General features: G+C 66.4%; 16 protein-coding genes. 11 read left to right on the top strand and 5 right to left on the bottom strand.

Translation table 11 applies throughout. From position 1 onward, the window contains the following. Nucleotides 1-41 precede the first annotated feature (41 nt). Nucleotides 42-872: an exodeoxyribonuclease III gene (xthA, locus tag ETC07_RS10730; protein WP_136248518.1), complete on the bottom strand. Its 831-nt coding sequence runs from the start codon at nt 870-872 to the stop codon at nt 42-44. Between the two features lie 3 nt (nt 873-875). Further along, nucleotides 876-1,112, bottom strand: a complete 237-nt coding sequence (locus ETC07_RS10725; RefSeq protein WP_136248517.1) for a hypothetical protein — start codon at nt 1,110-1,112, stop codon at nt 876-878. A 161-nt stretch (nt 1,113-1,273) separates the two neighbouring features. Between ETC07_RS10725 and ETC07_RS10720 the strand changes: the two genes are divergently transcribed. Both ETC07_RS10720 and dinG read left to right on the top strand, forming a co-directional pair. Beyond that, nucleotides 1,274-2,554 (top strand): DEAD/DEAH box helicase, encoded by a 1,281-nt coding sequence (locus ETC07_RS10720; RefSeq protein ID WP_240724625.1) that lies wholly within the window; start codon nt 1,274-1,276, stop codon nt 2,552-2,554. Between the two features lie 298 nt (nt 2,555-2,852). Further along, nucleotides 2,853-4,988 (top strand): ATP-dependent DNA helicase DinG, encoded by a 2,136-nt coding sequence (gene dinG, locus ETC07_RS10715; protein ID WP_136248515.1) that lies wholly within the window; start codon nt 2,853-2,855, stop codon nt 4,986-4,988. On the opposite strand, the gene ETC07_RS10710 is transcribed toward dinG, so the two are convergent. Together ETC07_RS10710 and ETC07_RS10705 are read right to left on the bottom strand one after the other, a co-directional pair. Then, a complete protein-coding gene (locus tag ETC07_RS10710) occupies nt 4,989-5,579 on the bottom strand; it encodes an SCO family protein (RefSeq protein WP_136248514.1) in 591 nt (196 codons plus the stop codon). Nucleotides 5,580-5,588: 9 nt separating this feature from the next. Beyond that, nucleotides 5,589-6,446, bottom strand: a complete 858-nt coding sequence (locus tag ETC07_RS10705) for a cytochrome c oxidase assembly protein (protein ID WP_136248513.1) — start codon at nt 6,444-6,446, stop codon at nt 5,589-5,591. Between the two features lie 182 nt (nt 6,447-6,628). Between ETC07_RS10705 and ETC07_RS10700 the strand changes: the two genes are divergently transcribed. Further along, nucleotides 6,629-7,510 carry an Nmad3 family putative nucleotide modification protein gene (locus tag ETC07_RS10700; RefSeq protein ID WP_136248512.1) on the top strand — a complete coding sequence of 294 codons (882 nt, stop codon included), beginning with the start codon at nt 6,629-6,631 and terminating at the stop codon, nt 7,508-7,510. Nucleotides 7,511-7,559: 49 nt separating this feature from the next. Here ETC07_RS10700 and ETC07_RS10695 read toward each other — a convergent pair whose 3' ends face one another. After that, nucleotides 7,560-8,639, bottom strand: coding sequence for a 3-deoxy-7-phosphoheptulonate synthase (locus tag ETC07_RS10695; RefSeq protein ID WP_136248511.1), 1,080 nt, complete (start codon nt 8,637-8,639; stop codon nt 7,560-7,562). Nucleotides 8,640-8,969: 330 nt separating this feature from the next. Between ETC07_RS10695 and rpoE the strand changes: the two genes are divergently transcribed. From rpoE to era, 8 genes are all read left to right on the top strand, one after another. Continuing rightward, nucleotides 8,970-9,575, top strand: a complete 606-nt coding sequence (rpoE, locus tag ETC07_RS10690; RefSeq protein ID WP_136248510.1) for an RNA polymerase sigma factor RpoE — start codon at nt 8,970-8,972, stop codon at nt 9,573-9,575. Between the two features lie 193 nt (nt 9,576-9,768). After that, nucleotides 9,769-10,512 (top strand): sigma-E factor negative regulatory protein, encoded by a 744-nt coding sequence (locus tag ETC07_RS10685; RefSeq protein ID WP_136248509.1) that lies wholly within the window; start codon nt 9,769-9,771, stop codon nt 10,510-10,512. 47 nt (nt 10,513-10,559) lie between these two features. Next, entirely contained in the window at nt 10,560-11,522 is a 963-nt protein-coding gene (locus tag ETC07_RS10680; protein WP_136248508.1) for a MucB/RseB C-terminal domain-containing protein, read from the top strand. A gap of 138 nt (nt 11,523-11,660) precedes the next feature. Continuing rightward, nucleotides 11,661-13,082: a DegQ family serine endoprotease gene (locus tag ETC07_RS10675; RefSeq protein ID WP_136248507.1), complete on the top strand. Its 1,422-nt coding sequence runs from the start codon at nt 11,661-11,663 to the stop codon at nt 13,080-13,082. Nucleotides 13,083-13,247: 165 nt separating this feature from the next. After that, on the top strand, nt 13,248-15,068 hold the full coding sequence (gene lepA / locus ETC07_RS10670; protein WP_136248506.1) for a translation elongation factor 4: 1,821 nt from the start codon (nt 13,248-13,250) through the stop codon (nt 15,066-15,068). Between the two features lie 15 nt (nt 15,069-15,083). After that, on the top strand, nt 15,084-15,896 hold the full coding sequence (lepB, locus tag ETC07_RS10665; RefSeq protein ID WP_136248505.1) for a signal peptidase I: 813 nt from the start codon (nt 15,084-15,086) through the stop codon (nt 15,894-15,896). Nucleotides 15,897-15,938: 42 nt separating this feature from the next. Further along, nucleotides 15,939-16,628 (top strand): ribonuclease III, encoded by a 690-nt coding sequence (gene rnc / locus ETC07_RS10660; RefSeq protein ID WP_136248504.1) that lies wholly within the window; start codon nt 15,939-15,941, stop codon nt 16,626-16,628. Next, a complete protein-coding gene (gene era / locus ETC07_RS10655) occupies nt 16,625-17,524 on the top strand; it encodes a GTPase Era (RefSeq protein ID WP_136248503.1) in 900 nt (299 codons plus the stop codon). The genes rnc and era overlap by 4 nt, the downstream gene beginning before the upstream one ends. Nucleotides 17,525-17,666: the final 142 nt, after the last annotated feature.

Genomic DNA, 17,666 nt, shown 5'->3' with positions numbered 1-17,666 from the left:
CCGAATGAGGGCTCGTCGCCGGGCAGGGGCCTTGCCGAGGGTCAGGCCTCGAACTCGCTCCACACGGGGGCGTGGTCGGAGGGTTTGGGCATGCCGCGCAGGTCATAGTCGATGCCGGCGTCGCAGAGCGTCCCGGCCAGCGCTTTGGTCACCAGGATGTAGTCGATGCGCAGCCCACGCCTGGGATCGCGATCGAAGCCCTTCGAGCGGTAGTCGAACCAGCTGAAGCGATCGTCCACGCGTGGATGGCAGAGCCGGTAGCTGTCGCTGAGCCCCCAGGCCTTGATGCCCTCGAGCCATTCCCGCTCCACCGGCTGGAAGCTGGTCTTGCCCTCGCGCAGCCAGCGCTTGCGGTTGGACTCTCCGATGCCGATGTCGATGTCCTCGGGCGAGATGTTGAAGTCGCCCATGATCGCCAGGCGTTCGTCGGCGGCATGGTGAGTGTCGAGCAGCCGCGACAGCTGCGCATAGAAGGCGCGCTTGTGGGGAAACTTCACCGGGTGATCGACGCTTTCGCCCTGAGGGAAGTAGCCATTCCACACCGTCAGCGGTTCGCCGCCGTCGATGCGCAGGCGCGCGCCGATCATCCGGCGCTGGGCATCCTCGTCATCATCGGGGAAGCCGCGATGGATCGTCTCGGGACCCTCGGGACACTGCTCGTTGCAGATCATCAGCGCCACGCCGTAGTGGCCCTTCTGGCCATGGAAGTGAACGCTGTAGCCCAGCGCCTCGACGGCCGCCACCGGGAACTCGCTGTCCTGAACCTTGGTTTCCTGCAGGCCGATCACCGCCGGACGGTACGCATCGACCAGCGCCTCCAGTTGGTGGAGGCGGGCGCGAATGCCGTTGATGTTGAATGACACCAGGCGCATCGGTCAGTCGTCCTTGTGTTCGGGCTTATCGGGGTGAATCTCGATCGTCTGGCCGCTTTCCTGGCGCGCCTGCTTGCGCTCCGCCTGCAGCTTGCGCTGCTGGAGCTTCTTGCTGGTGTAGCGCCGCGACGAGGTGATCTCGCCGGGATTCTCGTGGCGCCACTGCTTGTAATCCTTGCGTCGACCGGTGCGGATGGTCACCTTGTCGGCGATGGAACGGGTCTTTTTCTTGCGTGTCATGACGCAACTCCTCTCTCGATGGGCGCTATTCTAGCAGCTGGAGGCTTCGCTTCGACAGCAGACGCGCCCTCGGCGCGCGAGACTGGTACAATATGCGTTTGCGTCACGCATCGCTCGACGATGCCCCTCCATCCACGAACATGGACGAGACAGCACAGCCTATGAGCGAGTCGGAACAGACCACCGCACCGGCCCAGACCGAGAACCGCAAGCCCAAGCGTCGCCGCCGCAAGCCGCGCCGCCGCCAGTCGAACTGGGATCTGCGCCAGTTCCAGGTCCCCGCCGTGGCGGGCAAGTGGCGCTTCCACGATTTCGACCTGCCGCTGCCGCTGATGCGCGCCATCCATGCTCAGGGCTTCGAGTACTGCACGCCGATTCAGGCCGAGGCGCTGACGCACACGCTGCTGGGTGGCGATGCGGTCGGCAAGGCGCAGACCGGCACCGGCAAGACCGCTGCCTTCTTGATCTCGATGCTCGCCTACTTCCTCGAGGAAGAGACGCCGGACGGCCAGAAGCCGGGCGCGCCGCGGGCGCTGATCGTGGCGCCGACGCGCGAGCTGGCGCTGCAGATCGAGAAGGATGCCCGCGCGCTCGCTCGCTTCACCAAGCTGAACGTGGCCAGTGTGGTCGGCGGCATGGACTACCAGCAGCAGCTCGAAGGGCTCGGCGAGACCCTCGATATCCTGGTGGCCACTCCGGGCCGGCTGCTGGATTTCCACCAGAAGCGTGACGTCGACCTGAGCCAGGTCGAGGTGCTGGTGCTCGACGAGGCGGATCGCATGCTCTCGATGGGCTTCATCCCCGACGTCAAGCGCATCATCGCTCACACGCCCAAGCCCGAGGAGCGCCAGACCTTCCTGTTCTCGGCGACCTTCACCGAGGATATCCTCAAGCTGGCCAGCCAGTGGACCCGCTCGCCGGCCCATGTGGAGATCGAGGTCACCGTCGACAACGCCGCCAACATCGACCAGCACGTCTACCTGGTCGGCGACGAGGACAAGGCGCGGCTGCTGGTCAAGTTGCTGCAGCAGGACGGCTTCGAGCGGGTGATGGTGTTCTGCAATCGCCGTGACCTGGTGCGCAAGCTCGAGGGTCTGCTCAAGGATGCCGGCATCAATGCCGCGATGATCTCCGGTGACGTGCCCCAGAACCAACGTATCGGTACTCTGGAGAGCTTCCGCGAGGGCGAGATTCAGGTGCTGGTCGCCACCGATGTGGCGGGCCGTGGCATCCATATCGAGGACGTCAGCCACGTCATCAACTACACCCTGCCCGAGGATCCGGAGGACTACGTCCACCGCATCGGCCGTACCGGCCGCGCCGGTGCCAAGGGTGTGTCGATCAGCTTCGTGGGCGAAGAGGATGCCTTCTCGCTGCCCGAGATCGAGCGCTTCATCAACGACAAGCTGCCCTGCGAGCATCCGCCGGAAGGGCTCTTGTAGGCGCTAAGATCGTCGCTGCGCGCCGGGAAGTGGGAAGGCGCGGCTGCGTCGCTTGAAGTCAAGACACAATGGGCGGCTTCCCCCTGGTGAGCGGCGCCGGGGGCAGGGCTAAGCGAGGCGCTTTTGCCATGGCTGAGGCGATTCGCGCCGAAGGGTTGGCCAAGGATGGCCAACACCGATCCTGCAAGCGAAGCAGGAAGCGAGAACGCCGCAAGGCAAAAGGAGCGTCCAGGGAAGGATTGACCGTGTTCTCGCGAAGCCCTGCCACCGGAAAAACCGCGTTACTGTATGGACGGATATGCTTGAAGAGTCCCTGAAGGGCGAGATCCAGGGCGCCTATCGACGGGTGCTCGACGGGCTCGACCTGACGCCGCGCTACGGTCAGCGGCTGATGATCGCCGAGATCGCCCGTACCCTGGGTGGCATCGAGGCCGATGAATCCGGTCGGCGCACCAGCGACGAGCATGTCTGCGTGCTCGAGGCCGGTACCGGTACCGGCAAGACCCTGGCCTATCTGCTCGCCGCGTTGCCGGTGGCCAAGGCCCACGGCAAACGACTGGTGCTGGCCACCGCCACGGTGGCGCTGCAGGAACAGGTGCTGCACCAGGACCTGCCTTCCCTCAAGGCCCACAGCGGACTCTCCTTCGACTACGCCCTGGCCAAGGGGCGCGGGCGCTATGTGTGCGTGGCGCGCCTCGACCAGGCCATGGACGGCGGCGAGGACAACCCCACCCTGTCGCTGTTCGAGCAATCGCTGGACAGCGGCGGCGACGACTTCCAGCGGCTCGTCCAGTCGCTGGGCGAGGCCTACGGCAATGGCCGCTGGGCCGGCGACCGCGACAGCTGGCCGGAGAGCATCGACGATGCCCACTGGCGCAAGCTCACCGTCGATCATCGCCAGTGCACCAATCGGCGCTGCGGACACTTCGGCGCCTGCGCCTTCTTCCGCGCACGCCGCGACATGGACGACGCCGAGGTGATCGTCGCCAACCATGATCTGGTGCTGGCCGACCTGGCGCTGGGTGGCGGTGTGGTGTTGCCGGACCCCGGCGACTGCATCTATGTCTTCGACGAGGGGCATCACCTGCCGGACAAGGCGCTTAACCACTTCACGCATCGCTTCGCCGTGGGCTATGCGTTGCGCTGGTTGAGCACCCTCAAGAAGTCGCTCACCGAGTTACACCAGGCGCTGTCCGTGCAGCCCACCCTGGCGCGCTTGCTGGCGAGCCTGCCGGCGCTATTCGAGGCGCTGGAGCCACGGCTCGGCGAGGCCTTCTCGCTGGGCCATCAGCTCGCCGGACGGCCCGAGGGGCTGGGCGATGGCGAGGAGGGCGCTCAGCATCGCTTCGAGATGGGGCGGGTGCCGGCGGCGATGCGCGAGCAGGCCGATGGCCTGGTGACGCTGTTCGCCGAGCTGTCGCGGACCCTGGAGTCGATGGCCGACATCCTGCGTGAGAGCCTCGATCCCGAGAAGTCCACCGGGTTGCCCAAGGAACAGGCCGAGCCCTGGCTACCGCTGGTGGCGCTGCTGCATGGCCGCGCGCTGGAGGCGCATGCCCTGTGGCAGGCGTTCGCCGAGACCGACCCCGAGGGGGAGCCACCGCGGGCCCGCTGGCTGACGCTGGAGCGCTTCGGCGGCGACCCGGAGCTGACCTTCTCGGCGAGCCCGGTGTCCGCCGCGCATACCCTGGCGAAGTCGCTGTGGGGGCGCTGCTTCGGCGCCGTGGTGACCTCGGCGACCCTCACCGCGCTGGGGCGCTTCGAGCGGCTTCAGGAGCGAGCGGGGCTCGCCAATCGCTATCGCTACCAGAGCCTGCCGAGCCCCTTCGACTATTCCCGGGCGGTGCTCAGCGTGCCTCGTGAGGCGGCCGATCCCGCCGATCGCGAGGGCCATGAGCGGGCCATCGTCGAGTTCATCGAGGGGCTCGACGACGGCGAGGCGGTGCTGGCGCTGTTCTCGTCGCGTGCCCAGCTGCGTGCCGTCGAGCGGGCGCTCTCGGGGCAGGCCCGCCAGCGCGTGCTGGCCCAGGGCCGGCTGCCCAAGCGCGAGCTGGTGGAGCGCCACCGGGCGAAGGTCGACAAGGGCGAGGGCAGCATCCTGTTCGGCCTGGCGAGCTTCGCCGAGGGTATCGACCTGCCCGGCGACTACCTCACCCATGTGGTGATCACCCGGCTGCCGTTCGCGGTGCCCGACGACCCGGTCGGTGCGACGCTCGCCGAGTGGATCGAGCGTCAGGGCGGCAACCCCTTCATGCGCATCAGCGTACCCGATGCCTCGATCAAGCTGGTCCAGGCCTGCGGCCGGCTGATCCGCAAGGAGGCCGACCGCGGCCGCATCACGCTGCTCGATCGCCGCGTGCTGACCCGCCGCTATGGCCGCGCACTGCTCGATGCGCTCCCGCCCTTCGTGCGCGAGATCGACGGCCAGTCCTGATCACCCCGCCTCGGCCAGCAGCCGCTCGAGGTCGTGACGGATGGCCTCGCGAGTGTCGTCGAGGCGGATCAGCAGCCGGGCCTCCCCTCGTCGGTCGAAGACGAAGACACCGCTGGGATGGGACACCAGGTAATCCCCGGCGCGGTCGGCTTCCCCGTAGCCATAGGTCAGCCGGTAGCGCCGAGTGAGGGCGTCGAGCCGCTCACGGCTGCCGGTCAGGCCGACGATCGCCGAGCCGAAGGCGTCGGTGTAGGCCGAGAGCCTGCGGGGATCATCGCGGGCGGGGTCGACCGAGACGAACAGCACGCGTATCTCGTCCTGCCACTCGGGCGCGAGGGCCTTCAGGGTGGTGCCGAGCCGGGCGAGGGTGGTGGGGCAGACATCGGGGCAATGTGTGTAGCCGAAGACCAGCAGGTTGATCTCGCCGCGATAGCGGCTGGCCTCGACGGTTCGGCCCTGTTCGTCGGTCAGGGTGAAGGCCAGCGGCGGCATCAACGAGGCGATGTCCTTGGTGTCCCAGTCCGACTCGCCGCAGCCGTTCAGGGTCAGCAGCGCGAGCAGAACGATCCAGCGCAACGAGATAGCATGCATGAAGGCTCCTTAAAGGTGGCCGGAGGTGCCGGGCGTCGTTCCGGTCGTGGCCCGACGGCGTTCGTCGGCCTCGCCATGACGCAGCTGACGCAGCACGATCAGGGTGCCGATCACGCTCATCATGGTGGCCGGGATCCAGGTGATCAGCCCGCCGATCTGCTGGTCGACCAGCGGCGAGAGCGGCCAGGCGCGGCCGCATACCTCATAGACATCGAACAGCACCGTCGGACTGAAGGTGAGATAGGCACCGATCAGGATCTGTGGCGGCACCACGACGAGCAGCAGCAGGATGCGTCGCCCGGGGCCGAGTCGGCCATGTGGCGTCAGCACCAGCCACCAGAAGAGCAGGCCATCGAGCAGCATGCTCCAGTTCATCAGTTGATAGAGCGGCCGGCTCAGCATGGCATCGAAGTGAACCTCCGGGATCAGCCAGAAATAGATCAGGCCCACGAACAGCAGCGGCGCGACGCACGGATGCTGAAGCAGGTCGAACAGTGGGCGCACGGCCCTTCGCGCCGCCGGGAGCCGGGCCGGCATCCCGGCGGCCAGCACCGGCCCGGGGAAGGCGAGGATAATCAGGAAGGGCGCGGCATGATGCAGCACCAGATGCTGGGCCCGGTGGGGGAAGAACATGTACTGCGAAAGGTAATCGTAGTGGGTCTGGCTCACGGCGTAGACGAGCACCAGGCCGGTCAAGAAGGCCGTGGGTCTGAGCCATCCTGGTGATGCGTCGTGTCGGCGCATTCCCCTCAGGTAGACGGCTGCCGCCGCCAGGCAGGCGAGCCCCCACAGCGGCTCGAACTCCCAGGGGACGAGCCAGGAGGCCAGGGAGGCGAGAGAGTGCACCAGAGTCGTCGCGTCAGCCATCCGCCAGTCCTTATGGTTCGGAGCCTTACCGCCTCAAGCTAGCCGAGGCTCGCGTGGCCGGCAATCCGGGGCGCTCACGCTCTTCCGACGCTTGAAGCCGCGGGCGCGATTGGCCAGTATTTCCTCGCTCGACGAGGCGGCCGCGCCGCGTCGCTCCGGTCCATTTCCCGCAAGGAATCGCGATGAAACTGATCCTCAGTCGCAAGGGCTTCGATACGTCCGCCGGCGGTGTACCCAATCCGATCCTGCCCGATGGGCGCCTGCTGGCCCTACCGATTCCCGATGCGTGCGCGGTGAGCTCCTACGCCGAGATCACCCAGCAGGGCGAATCGCTGGGCCCGCTCGTCGCCGACCTGACCCGTGGGCGGATCGCCCCGGAGGATGGGGCCCACCTGGATCCCGACTTGCGCGCCGAACAGGTGCCGCGGCGGTCGGGCTGGCGGCCGCTGTTCGGCCAGATGGGCGCGGCCCAGAGTCATCTGCGCAACCAGGGCGTGGGGCCGGGGGACCTGTTCCTGTTCTTCGGGCTGTTTCGGCGTGTCGAACGCGTGGACGGGCGCTGGCGCTTCAAGGCCACGGCGCGGCCGCGTCACGTGCTGTGGGGCTGGCTGCAGGTGGACGAGGCGCTGACCCTGGGCGATCGCCTGCCGGCGGACCTCGAATGGGCCCGCAAGCATCCGCACTGTCAGCGGCTCGGCATGCCGCGCAACGTGCTCTATATGGCCCGCCGGACGCTGGCATTGCAGGGCGACGAGGGCACTAGCCTGGCGGGGGCGGGAATCTTCCCACGAGACACCGCCCGGCAACGACTGACCGCGCCGGATGCCGAGCGGGTCTCGCAGTGGGAGCTGCCGGGATGGTGCTATCCCGGCACGGATCGTACGCCGCTGAGCTACCATGCCGATCCTGGACGCTGGCAGCGCCGCGGTGATGCCGCCGCGCTGCGGGCGGTGGCCCGCGGCCAGGAGTTCGTGCTGGATGCTGGGCAGTATCCCGAGGCGGTGCACTGGGCGGCACGCTTGATCGGCGAGAGCGCCGGCGGGTCTCGATCGGTGGGACGATAACGAATAGGGCCCGCCGAGTGGCGGGCCCTCGTCGCGTCCGGGTGGCCTGTCAGGCGGCCGAGTGGCGCTTGGCCAGCACCGGGGCCAGCTTGTCGTTCATGGCCGTCAAGGCCTGCTCGGTGGCGTCCCAGTCGATGCAGGCATCGGTGATGGAGACGCCGTAGGCCAGCTGGCTCGGGTCAGAGGGCATCTTCTGATTGCCCCAGCCGATGTTGGATTCGACCATCAGGCCGATGATCGAGCGGTTGCCTTCGAGGATCTGGTTGGTGACATTTTCCAGCACCAGTGGCTGCAGGCTCGCATCCTTGTTGGAGTTGGCATGCGAGCAGTCGATCATGATGTTGGGCGTCACGCCGGCCTTGTGCAGCTCTTGCTCGGCGAGCGCCACGCTGACGCTGTCGTAGTTGGGCTTGCCATTGCCGCCACGCAACACCACATGGCCGTAGCCGTTGCCGCGGGTGCGGATGATCGCCACCTTGCCGGCCTGGTCGATGCCCAGGAAGTTGTGCGGGTGGGCCACCGACTGCAGGGCATTGACGGCTACATCCAGGCTGCCGTCGGTGCCGTTCTTGAAGCCCACCGGGCCGGATAGCCCGGAGGCCATCTCACGGTGCGTCTGGGACTCGGTGGTACGGGCGCCGACCGCCGACCAGCTGATGCAGTCTTGCAGGTACTGCGGCGAGATCGGGTCCAGCGCCTCGGTGGCCAGCGGCAGGCCCATTTCGGCCAGTTCGACCAGCAGGCGGCGGGCGATGTGCAGGCCTTCCTCGATCTCGAAGGAGCCGTTGAGATGGGGGTCGTTGATCAGGCCCTTCCAGCCCACGGTGGTGCGTGGTTTCTCGAAGTAGACGCGCATCACGATATACAGGCTGTCCTTGACCTCGTCGGCGAACCGACGCAGGCGGCGCGCGTAGTCGAGGGCGGCATCGACATCGTGGATCGAGCAGGGGCCGACTACCATCAGCAGGCGGGGGTCGTTGCCGTCGAGGATGTTCTGGATGACCTGGCGACCCTCGATCACCGTGCGCTCGGCGTCCTCGGAGAGCGGGATTTCTCGCTTGAGGTCGGCCGGGGGAAGAAGAACGTCTTCGGCCAGGACGTTGAGGTTGTTGACCTGTTGCTCGGGCATGGAATTGGGCTACCTGTATCGTGTCAGCGCTGGTGCGGCGTCAAACGCCTACTATCGCCCGCGTGCAGAGCAAATTCAATCGGCGGCGGAACTCCTCGCCGGCCTCGGTTGTCTTAGCGCTCGCGTCGGCGCTGCTCAATGGGCGGCCTGCCCGGACGCGCGTGGTGGCGTCCAGGCTTGATGCCGACTGGCGAAACAGGAACACTTAGTCTCCCGCCGACAACGGCGCATGCTCACCCCAGGGTCTAGGTTGATACATATGGAAGCGACACCCGTCTCATCGCGGCGCCAGCTGGCGCCGCGGCAGCTCCCGCCACGGGGAGGCGACGAATGAGCAACCGGGAAACCGATCAGCAACTCGTCGAGCGCGCGCAGAAGGGAGATACACGTGCCTTCGATCTGTTGGTGAAGAAATACCAGCACAAGATCATCGGCCTGATCGGCCGTTACGTGCATGATCACGCCGAGGTCCAGGATGTGGCCCAGGAGGCGTTCATCAAGGCCTATCGGGCACTGGGCAAGTTCCGCTCCGAGAGCGCCTTCTATACCTGGATGTATCGCATCGCCATCAATACCGCCAAGAATTACCTGGTGTCCAAGGGGCGTCGTCCGCCGGGTAGCGACATGGACATCGTCGATGCCGAGGTGGTCGATCACAGCGGGCGACTGGCGGACATCGAGACGCCGGAAGCGGCGATCGCCCGGGACGAGCTCCAGGGTGCCGTATTCGAGGCCATCGAGGCGCTTCCCGAAGACCTGCGCACGGCGATCACCCTGCGCGAGCTCGAGGGGCTGTCCTACGAGGACATCGCCAACATCATGGAATGCCCGGTCGGGACGGTGCGCTCGCGCATCTTCCGTGCCCGGGAAGCCGTGGATCAACACATTCGGCCGCTGGTCGCCACGACCCGCAACCAAGAAGCGGTCACCGAGTGAGGCGAATTTGCATCGTTTTTGCCAATTGGCTGAACTGTCGAGCGACAGTGACGTCATAAGCGGTGACCGATCCGTACACGATGAGGCTAGGGCCTCTCGACTTGGCCGGCATGACGGCCAGCGTGGTCGGGAATCCGGGCTTCCAACAAGCTGCAAGGCAGTATCGCCTTGACGATTGTGAGGGTGTAGAAACATGAGTCAGAACGCACGGGAATCGCTTTCTGCGCTAATGGACCACGAAGGGGACGAGCTGGAGTTACGGCGCGTTCTCAAGTCGCTGGATGACGAGCCCGATGCGGCAGATGCCTGGCGTCGCTATCACCTGATGCGCAGTTCGATGCGCCGCGAAAGCGAGGTTGATGTGTCGGTGGATCTCTCCGCGGGTGTCATGGCGGCCCTGCAGGACGAACCGGCACCGATGGCCGAGCCGGCGCCAAGCGTACGTCGTTCCTTGCCGCTGGGTCGCAGCGCCGGCATCGCCGCGGCAGTGTCGCTGATGGTGATCACCGGCGTGCAGTTCTACAACGGCGCCTCTCCGCTGAGCGGCAGCGAGGCACCGGTCGCGACTAATGCCGGGGTCTCTAATGCGGGTGTCTCCGCCGGTGCGACCCAGGCCGGCGCGACCAGTGCCGCGACCCATGCCTCGTCTGGCCTGGAATCGCTGGGTGGCACATCGTCCGCTCAGGGCGCATCGCTGGTCGACATGCCGATGTTCCAGGGCGGCGGCGCCGGCGAGCAGGGCGTGATGACCGTGGGCGCCGGCGCGCCGATGGTGTTGTCTCCCGCGCAACGCCAGTCGAAGCGCATGGATCGTCAGCAGGCGCTGTTGCTGCAGTCCTACCTCGATCGCCACGCCGAGGGTGCCGCCGCCACCGGGGGCGATGCCTGGATGCCCCTGCTGAGAGCCTCGGGGAGTGAGTCGCTGGGGCAGCGCTGATGGCGGTACGGCGGGGTGTGTTATGGCGGCGGGTCGGGGTGGCCTTGATGGCCACCGTCGTGGCTCCTGCCACCTTGGCGGATCCACGCGCGAGTGCGGTCGAATGTGCGCCGCTCGCCGAGCAAGACGCGCCCGACTCGGCCTCGGCCTGGTACGAACGTAGCCTATGGGCGAGCCACTGTTACGACTACCGGGCGCGGGCCGTGCGCATCGGCAGCGACGGGGTGCGGACCCTGGCCATGTCCCACGATATCGAGGATGGTGTCGAGCGTGAACGAGCCCGCTTCCTCGACGGGCCCGCCGTCGCCTTCGAGCGTCAGGGGCGCCTCGCCCGCCCGGGGGAGCTGGCCCAGGGCACGACCCAGACGACCCTGCCCGGGGCCATCGTCGAACACCTCGATACGCTCTATCGCCTGCAGCTCGCCAGCGCGGACCGCATCGCGGGCCGTCCGACCGTGCGGCTGGATATCGAACCCCTCGATGTCCAGCGCTACGGCCATCGCCTGTGGCTCGATGCCGCCACCGCCTTGCCGCTCAAGAAGATGCTGCTCGACGAGCGAGGCCGGGTCCTCGAAACCTTCCAGATCACCCAGTTACACCCGCCACGCCTCCATCGGGGGGCGGTCGAGCTGGCACCGGCCGCCTCGTCGCCCGACGTGTCCTGGCGGCCGGACTGGCTGCCCGAGGGTTTCGTGGTCCAGCCGGCGACGCCCCATGAGCGGCCTCGTCCGGGGGCGAGTCATCGGATCTACGGTGATGGTCTCTCGACCTTGAGCCTGTTCGTCGAGCCGCTCGAGGATCGCGACCTGCTGATGCCCGGCGTTCATCGCCTGGGCGTCTCTCATGCCGCGGTGCTACACCGCGAGATGGGCGGCCGGCCGCGGCAGGTCGTGGCCATGGGTGAGTTACCACCTCGCGTGCTGCGACGGGTGGTCGAATCCGTGGTCTGGGACGCTGGTGGCGATTCGACGGGGGCCGTTAGCGCCCAGGCGAACGCCGAGGCGCGCTGACATGATCACTCCCGGCCAGCCGGGGCGGGCGTCGAGGTCCCCGTCTTGACCGCCGTGCTGAACCTTTGGCCCTCGTCTGGGTAAGGGGGAGGGGCGAAGGCCCCTGCCATTCGTCGCACCTTGTCACAGGAGTCACTCATGACACGCATGACCCGCGCGTTATCCCTCTGGGGGCTGCTGGTCGTGGCGCTGCTCGCCGCACCGTCCGCCATGGCCCGTGAGTTGCCGGACTTTACCGAACTGGTGAAGGATGCCGCTCCTGGGGTCGTCAATATTTCCACCTCGAGGATGATCGAGCGTTCCGACTCGCCGTTTCGGAGCTTCGGTGACCAGCAGATTCCCGAGATATTCCGCCACTTCTTCGGCGACCGGCTGCCGATGCCCCCGGGCGATGGGCAAGGCGGTCGCCACCGTGAGGAGCGCCAGTCGCTGGGGTCGGGCTTCATCATCGATGGCGAGGGCTACATCATGACCAATGCCCACGTGGTCGATGGCGCCGACCAGATCCTGGTACGTCTCAATGATCGTCGCGAGCTCGAGGCCGAGCTGGTGGGCGCCGACGAGAAGACCGACGTAGCCGTGCTCAAGGTCGAGGCCGATGACCTGCCGACCCTGGACCTGGGTGACTCCGACCGTCTCGAGGTGGGTGAATGGGTGGCAGCCATCGGCTCGCCGTTCGGCTTCGATCATTCGGTGACCTCGGGCATCGTCAGCGCCATCAATCGCACCCTGCCGCGCGACGCCTACGTGCCCTTCATCCAGACCGACGTGGCCATCAACCCCGGCAACTCCGGCGGGCCGCTGTTCAATCTCGATGGCGAAGTGGTCGGCATCAACTCCCAGATCTTCACCCGCAGCGGCGGTTTCATGGGGCTGTCCTTTGCCATCCCCATCAATGTGGCGATGGATGTGGCCGACCAGCTCAAGTCCAGCGGTGCGGTCGAGCGTGGCTGGCTCGGGGTGGTGATACAGCCGGTGTCTCGTGAGTTGGCCGAGTCCTTCGGCATGGAGGGCCCGAAAGGCGCGCTGATCGCCGATCTCGACCCTCAGGGGCCGGCCGCCGAGGGTGGCCTGAAGGCCGGTGACGTGATTCTCTCGGTCGATGACCAGCCGGTCGAGCGTTCCAGCGCCCTGCCGCGGTTGATCGGTCATGTATCACCGGGCGGCAGCGTGGCAATCACCGTGCTGCGCGACGGTGATCAGCAGTCCCTGGACATCGAGGTCGGCGAGTGGCCGGACGGCCAGAAGGCCGGCGGCGACGAGCGCGAGGCGGCGCCGTCGCGCCTCGGCGTGAGCGTCCAGTCGCTGGACGATGCCCAGCGGCGCAAGCTTTCGCTCGACCAGGGCGTACGCGTGACCGAGGTGGATCCGGGCGGCATCGCGGCGGCCGCCGGCCTGCGCCCTGGCGATGTACTGGTCAGCATCGGCCGCGAGGCGGTGCAGAGCCCGGCGCAGCTCGCCGAGCTGGTCGCCGGGCTGCCGGCGGGCAGTGCGGTGCCGGTGCGGCTGTACCGCGACGGTCGTTCCTACTACGTGGCCCTGCGTCTGGCCGACGACTGAGCCCCACGAGACGCGCCGTGACCCGCGACCCGACGGCGCCCGCCGTCGGGTCGCTGTATCTGGAGGGCGCATCCCGCTACAATGCCGCCATCTCACTCGACGCACCTGGATAAGGCGGTCAGCCTGGGTTTTACAGGGGTGCGTACAAGAACCGGATCTTTTCGAATGTCAGACAGCGATAACCGCAAAGTAATCAATGGGATACGAAATTTTTCCATTATCGCCCACATCGATCATGGCAAGTCGACCCTGGCCGATCGCCTGATCCAGACCTGTGGTGGGCTCTCCGAGCGCGAGCTCAAGGAGCAGGTCCTCGATTCGATGGATCTGGAGCGTGAGCGCGGCATCACCATCAAGGCCCAGTCGGTGACGCTGGATTACCATGCGCCGGACGGCAACGTCTATCAGCTGAACTTCATCGATACCCCGGGGCACGTGGACTTCTCCTACGAGGTCTCGCGCTCGCTCTATGCCTGCGAGGGTGCCCTGCTGGTGGTCGACGCCGCCCAGGGCGTCGAGGCGCAGTCGGTGGCCAACTGCTACACGGCCATCGAGCAGGGCCTCGAGGTGCTGCCGGTGCTCAACAAGATGGACCTGCCTCAGGCCGATCCGACCAAGGTGGCCGAGGAGGTCGAGGAGATCATCGGCCTGGACGCCACCGACGCCTGCCAGGTGTCGGCCAAGAGCGGGATCGGCATCGATGCGCTGCTCGAGCGCCTGGTGCGGGACATTCCACCGCCCAAGGGCGACCGCGAGGCGCCGCTGCAGGCGTTGATCATCGACTCATGGTTCGACAACTACCTGGGCGTGGTGTCGCTGGTGCGGATCTTCGACGGCTCGCTGAACAAGGGCGACAAGATTCGCATCTCCTCCACCGGGCGCAACTGGCAGGCCAACGAGGTGGGCATCTTCACGCCGCAGCGCCGCCAGACCGACGTGCTGCGCGCCGGCGAGGTGGGCTTCGTGGTGGCCGGCATCAAGGACATTCACGGCGCCCCGGTGGGTGACACCATCACCCACGCCAAGACCCCCGAGGTCGAACGGCTGCCGGGCTTCCAGAAGGTCAAGCCGCAGGTCTATGCCGGCATGTTCCCGGTCTCCTCAGATGACTACGAGGTGTTCCGCGACGCGCTGGAGAAGCTGGCGCTCAACGATGCCTCGCTGGATTACGAGCCGGAGAACTCCGATGCCATGGGCTTCGGGTTCCGGGTCGGCTTCCTCGGCACCCTGCACATGGAGATCGTCCAGGAGCGGCTGGAGCGCGAGTACAACCTCGACCTGCTGACCACGGCCCCCACGGTGGTCTACGAGCTGATGATGAAGGACGGCGAGGTGTGCTACGTCTCCAATCCGTCCAAGCTGCCCGACATGGCGGACGTGGAAGAGATGCGCGAGCCGGTGGTGCGGGCCAGCATCCTGGTGCCGCAGGAGTTCGTCGGCAACGTCATCGCCGAGTGCGAGCAGCGTCGCGGTACCCAGCTCGACATGCTGTTCCTGGGCAGCCAGATCCAGCTCACCTACGAGCTGCCGATGGCCGAGGTGGTGATGGACTTCTTCGACCGCTTGAAGTCCATCTCCAAGGGCTACGCCTCGCTGGAATACAACTTCGAGCGCTTCGAGGCCGCCCAGCTGGTGCGTCTCGATGTGCTGATCAACAGCGACCGGGTCGATGCCCTGGCGGTAATCATTCATCGCGAGCACGCCCATCCTCGAGGCCGGGCGCTGGTCGAGAAGATGAAGGAGCTGATTCCGCGTCAGATGTTCGACGTGGCTATCCAGGCGGCCATCGGCGGCCAGGTCGTGGCACGCTCCACCGTCAAGGCGCTGCGCAAGAACGTCACCGCCAAGTGCTACGGCGGCGACGCCTCGCGCAAGAAGAAGTTGCTCGAGAAGCAGAAGGCGGGCAAGAAACGCATGAAGCAGGTCGGCCAGGTGGAGATTCCCCAGGATGCCTTCCTCGCCGTGCTCAAGGTCAACGACGACTAGGGAAGGCAACGACCGATGGATTTCACACTCCTGCTGACGGTGGCCGTGCTGGTCACCGGGGCGATCTGGCTGTTGGAACTGGTGTGGTGGCGGCGCGCGCGCCGTGCCCGCCTGGCGGCCGGCGCCGAGGGCGGCATCACCGAGAGCGCCGACACCGCCACCGCCACTCAAGAGAGGGCGCCTAAGGAACCCTGGCTGGTCGACTACGCGCGCTCCTTCTTCCCGGTGCTGTTGGTGGTGCTGGTGCTGCGCAGCTTCGTCGTCGAGCCCTTCCAGATCCCCTCGGGCTCGATGCGCCCGACCCTCGAGGTGGGGGATTTTATCCTGGTCAACAAGTTCACCTACGGCTTGCGCCTGCCGGTGCTGGATACCGAGATCGTCGACGTCGGTGAGCCCGAACGCGGTGACGTCATGGTGTTCCGCTTCCCCAGTGACCCGTCGGTCGACTTCATCAAGCGGGTGATCGGCCTGCCCGGTGATCGCATTCGTTACGAGGGCAAGCAGCTCTTCGTCAACGGCGAGCCGGTGGCCAAGTCGCTGCTCGAGGATGATGCGGTCGCGGCTCCCGGCGAACGGCTGCTGGAAGAGCAGCTAGGCGAGGTGATGCACCCTGTCTACAATAATCCACGCGATCCCGGTCCGCAGATGCGCGAGATCACGGTGCCTCCCGGTCACTACTTCATGATGGGAGACAATCGCGATCACTCCAACGACAGCCGCTACTGGGGCTTTGTGCCGGAGGACAACATCGTGGGCAAGGCCTTCGCCGTCTGGATGCACTGGGATGGCGGGCTGCCGAGTTTCACCAGTGTACGCCGTATCCAATGAATGCCGGGAGCGGCATTCCTTGCATGACATAGCAGGAGCTTCGTGAGCAATTCCCTGATCCAATTCAGCCGTCGCATCGGTCATGATTTCGCGCAGCTCGACCTGCTCGAACTGGCGCTGACCCATCGCAGCTATGGCGGCCGCAACAACGAGCGCCTGGAGTTCCTCGGCGACTCCATCGTCAACTTCGTCATCGCCGAAGACCTCTTTCAGCGCTTCCCCCAGGCACGCGAGGGTCAGCTATCGCGCCTGCGTGCCCGCCTGGTCAAGGGGCAGACCCTGGCCGAGCTGGCCCGCGAGATGGCGTTCGGTGGCGACCTGCTGTTGGGCTCCGGCGAGATGAAGAGCGGGGGGCATCGTCGCGATTCTATCCTCGCCGACGCGGTCGAGGCGGTGATCGGCGCCATCTATCTGGATGCCGGCATGGACACCGCGCGAGCCCGGGTCCTGGCCTGGTACGCCGAGCGCCTGGAGGCCATCAACCTGCAGGATACCCAGAAGGACCCCAAGACTCGCCTGCAGGAGTTCCTGCAGTCGCGTCAGTCGGCGCTGCCGCGCTATGAGGTGATCTCGGTGGAGGGCGAGGCCCATTCCCAGACCTTCACCGTGGAATGCCACGTCGAGACGCTCGCCGAGCACACCCTGGGGGTCGGCTCGAGCCGCCGTCACGCCGAACAGCAGGCCGCCGAGAAGGCCTTGTCCCGAATCGAAGGCCATGGAGGCCGCTCATGACTCAGCGCTGTGGCTTCGTGACCATCGTCGGTCGGCCGAATGTCGGCAAGTCGACGTTGATGAACCGGATCCTCGGTCAGAAGATTTCCATTACCTCGCGGCGCCCGCAGACCACGCGCCACCAGGTGATGGGCATCAAGACCGAGGGCGATGACCAGACCATCTACGTCGATACGCCGGGTATCCATATCCTCGAGAAGGATCGTGACAAGGCGATCAACCGCTTCATGAACCAGGCCGCCACTCAGGCCCTGCGTGACGTGGACTGCGTGGTGTTCATCATCGACCGCACTCGCTGGACCGCCGAGGACCAGGTGGTGCTGGATCGCCTGGCCCACGTCCAGGTGCCGGTGATCCTGGCGGTCAACAAGGTCGATCGTCTCAAGGACAAGCAGGAGTTGCTACCCTGGCTGGAATCGGTCGGCGCGCGGCGTGACTTCGCCGCCATCGTGCCGATCGCCGCCAAGCACGGCACCCAGGTGGAGGCGCTCGAGGCCGAGGTTACCAAGCACCTGCCCGAGAGTGTTCATTACTTCCCGGAGGAGCAGGTCACCAACAAGAGCCAGCGCTTCCTGGCCGCCGAGCTGGTGCGCGAGAAGGTCATGCGCCAGCTCGGCGACGAGCTGCCTTACCAGATGACCGTCGAGATCGAGGAGTTCCGCGACGAGGGGCGGGTGGTGCACATCAGTGCCTTGATCATGGTCGAGCGGCATGGCCAGAAGAAGATCCTGATCGGCGAGCGCGGCGAGCGGATCAAGAAGATCGGCCGCGAGGCGCGGCTCGACATGGAGCGAGCGCTGGATGCCAAGGTGATGCTCAACCTGTGGGTCAAGGTCAAGAGCGGTTGGTCCGATGACGAGCGTGCCTTGAAGAGCCTGGGCTACGATCTGGACTGACAGACTCGAGGGGCGAGGGGCGAGGAACAAGAGAGGGGCGACCGGGGTGACGGGAGACTATCCTGCTCGAACCTCGAACCTCGAACCTCGAACCTCGAACCTCGAACCTCGAACCTCGAACCTCGAACCTCGAACCTCGAAC

It is taken from the genome of Halomonas borealis (assembly GCF_004798905.1).
In the GTDB taxonomy this organism is placed as follows: Bacteria; Pseudomonadota; Gammaproteobacteria; order Pseudomonadales; family Halomonadaceae; genus Halomonas; species Halomonas borealis.
The sequence above is the reverse complement of the archived record's forward strand: the minus strand, read 5'-3'. Positions and strand labels throughout refer to the sequence as shown.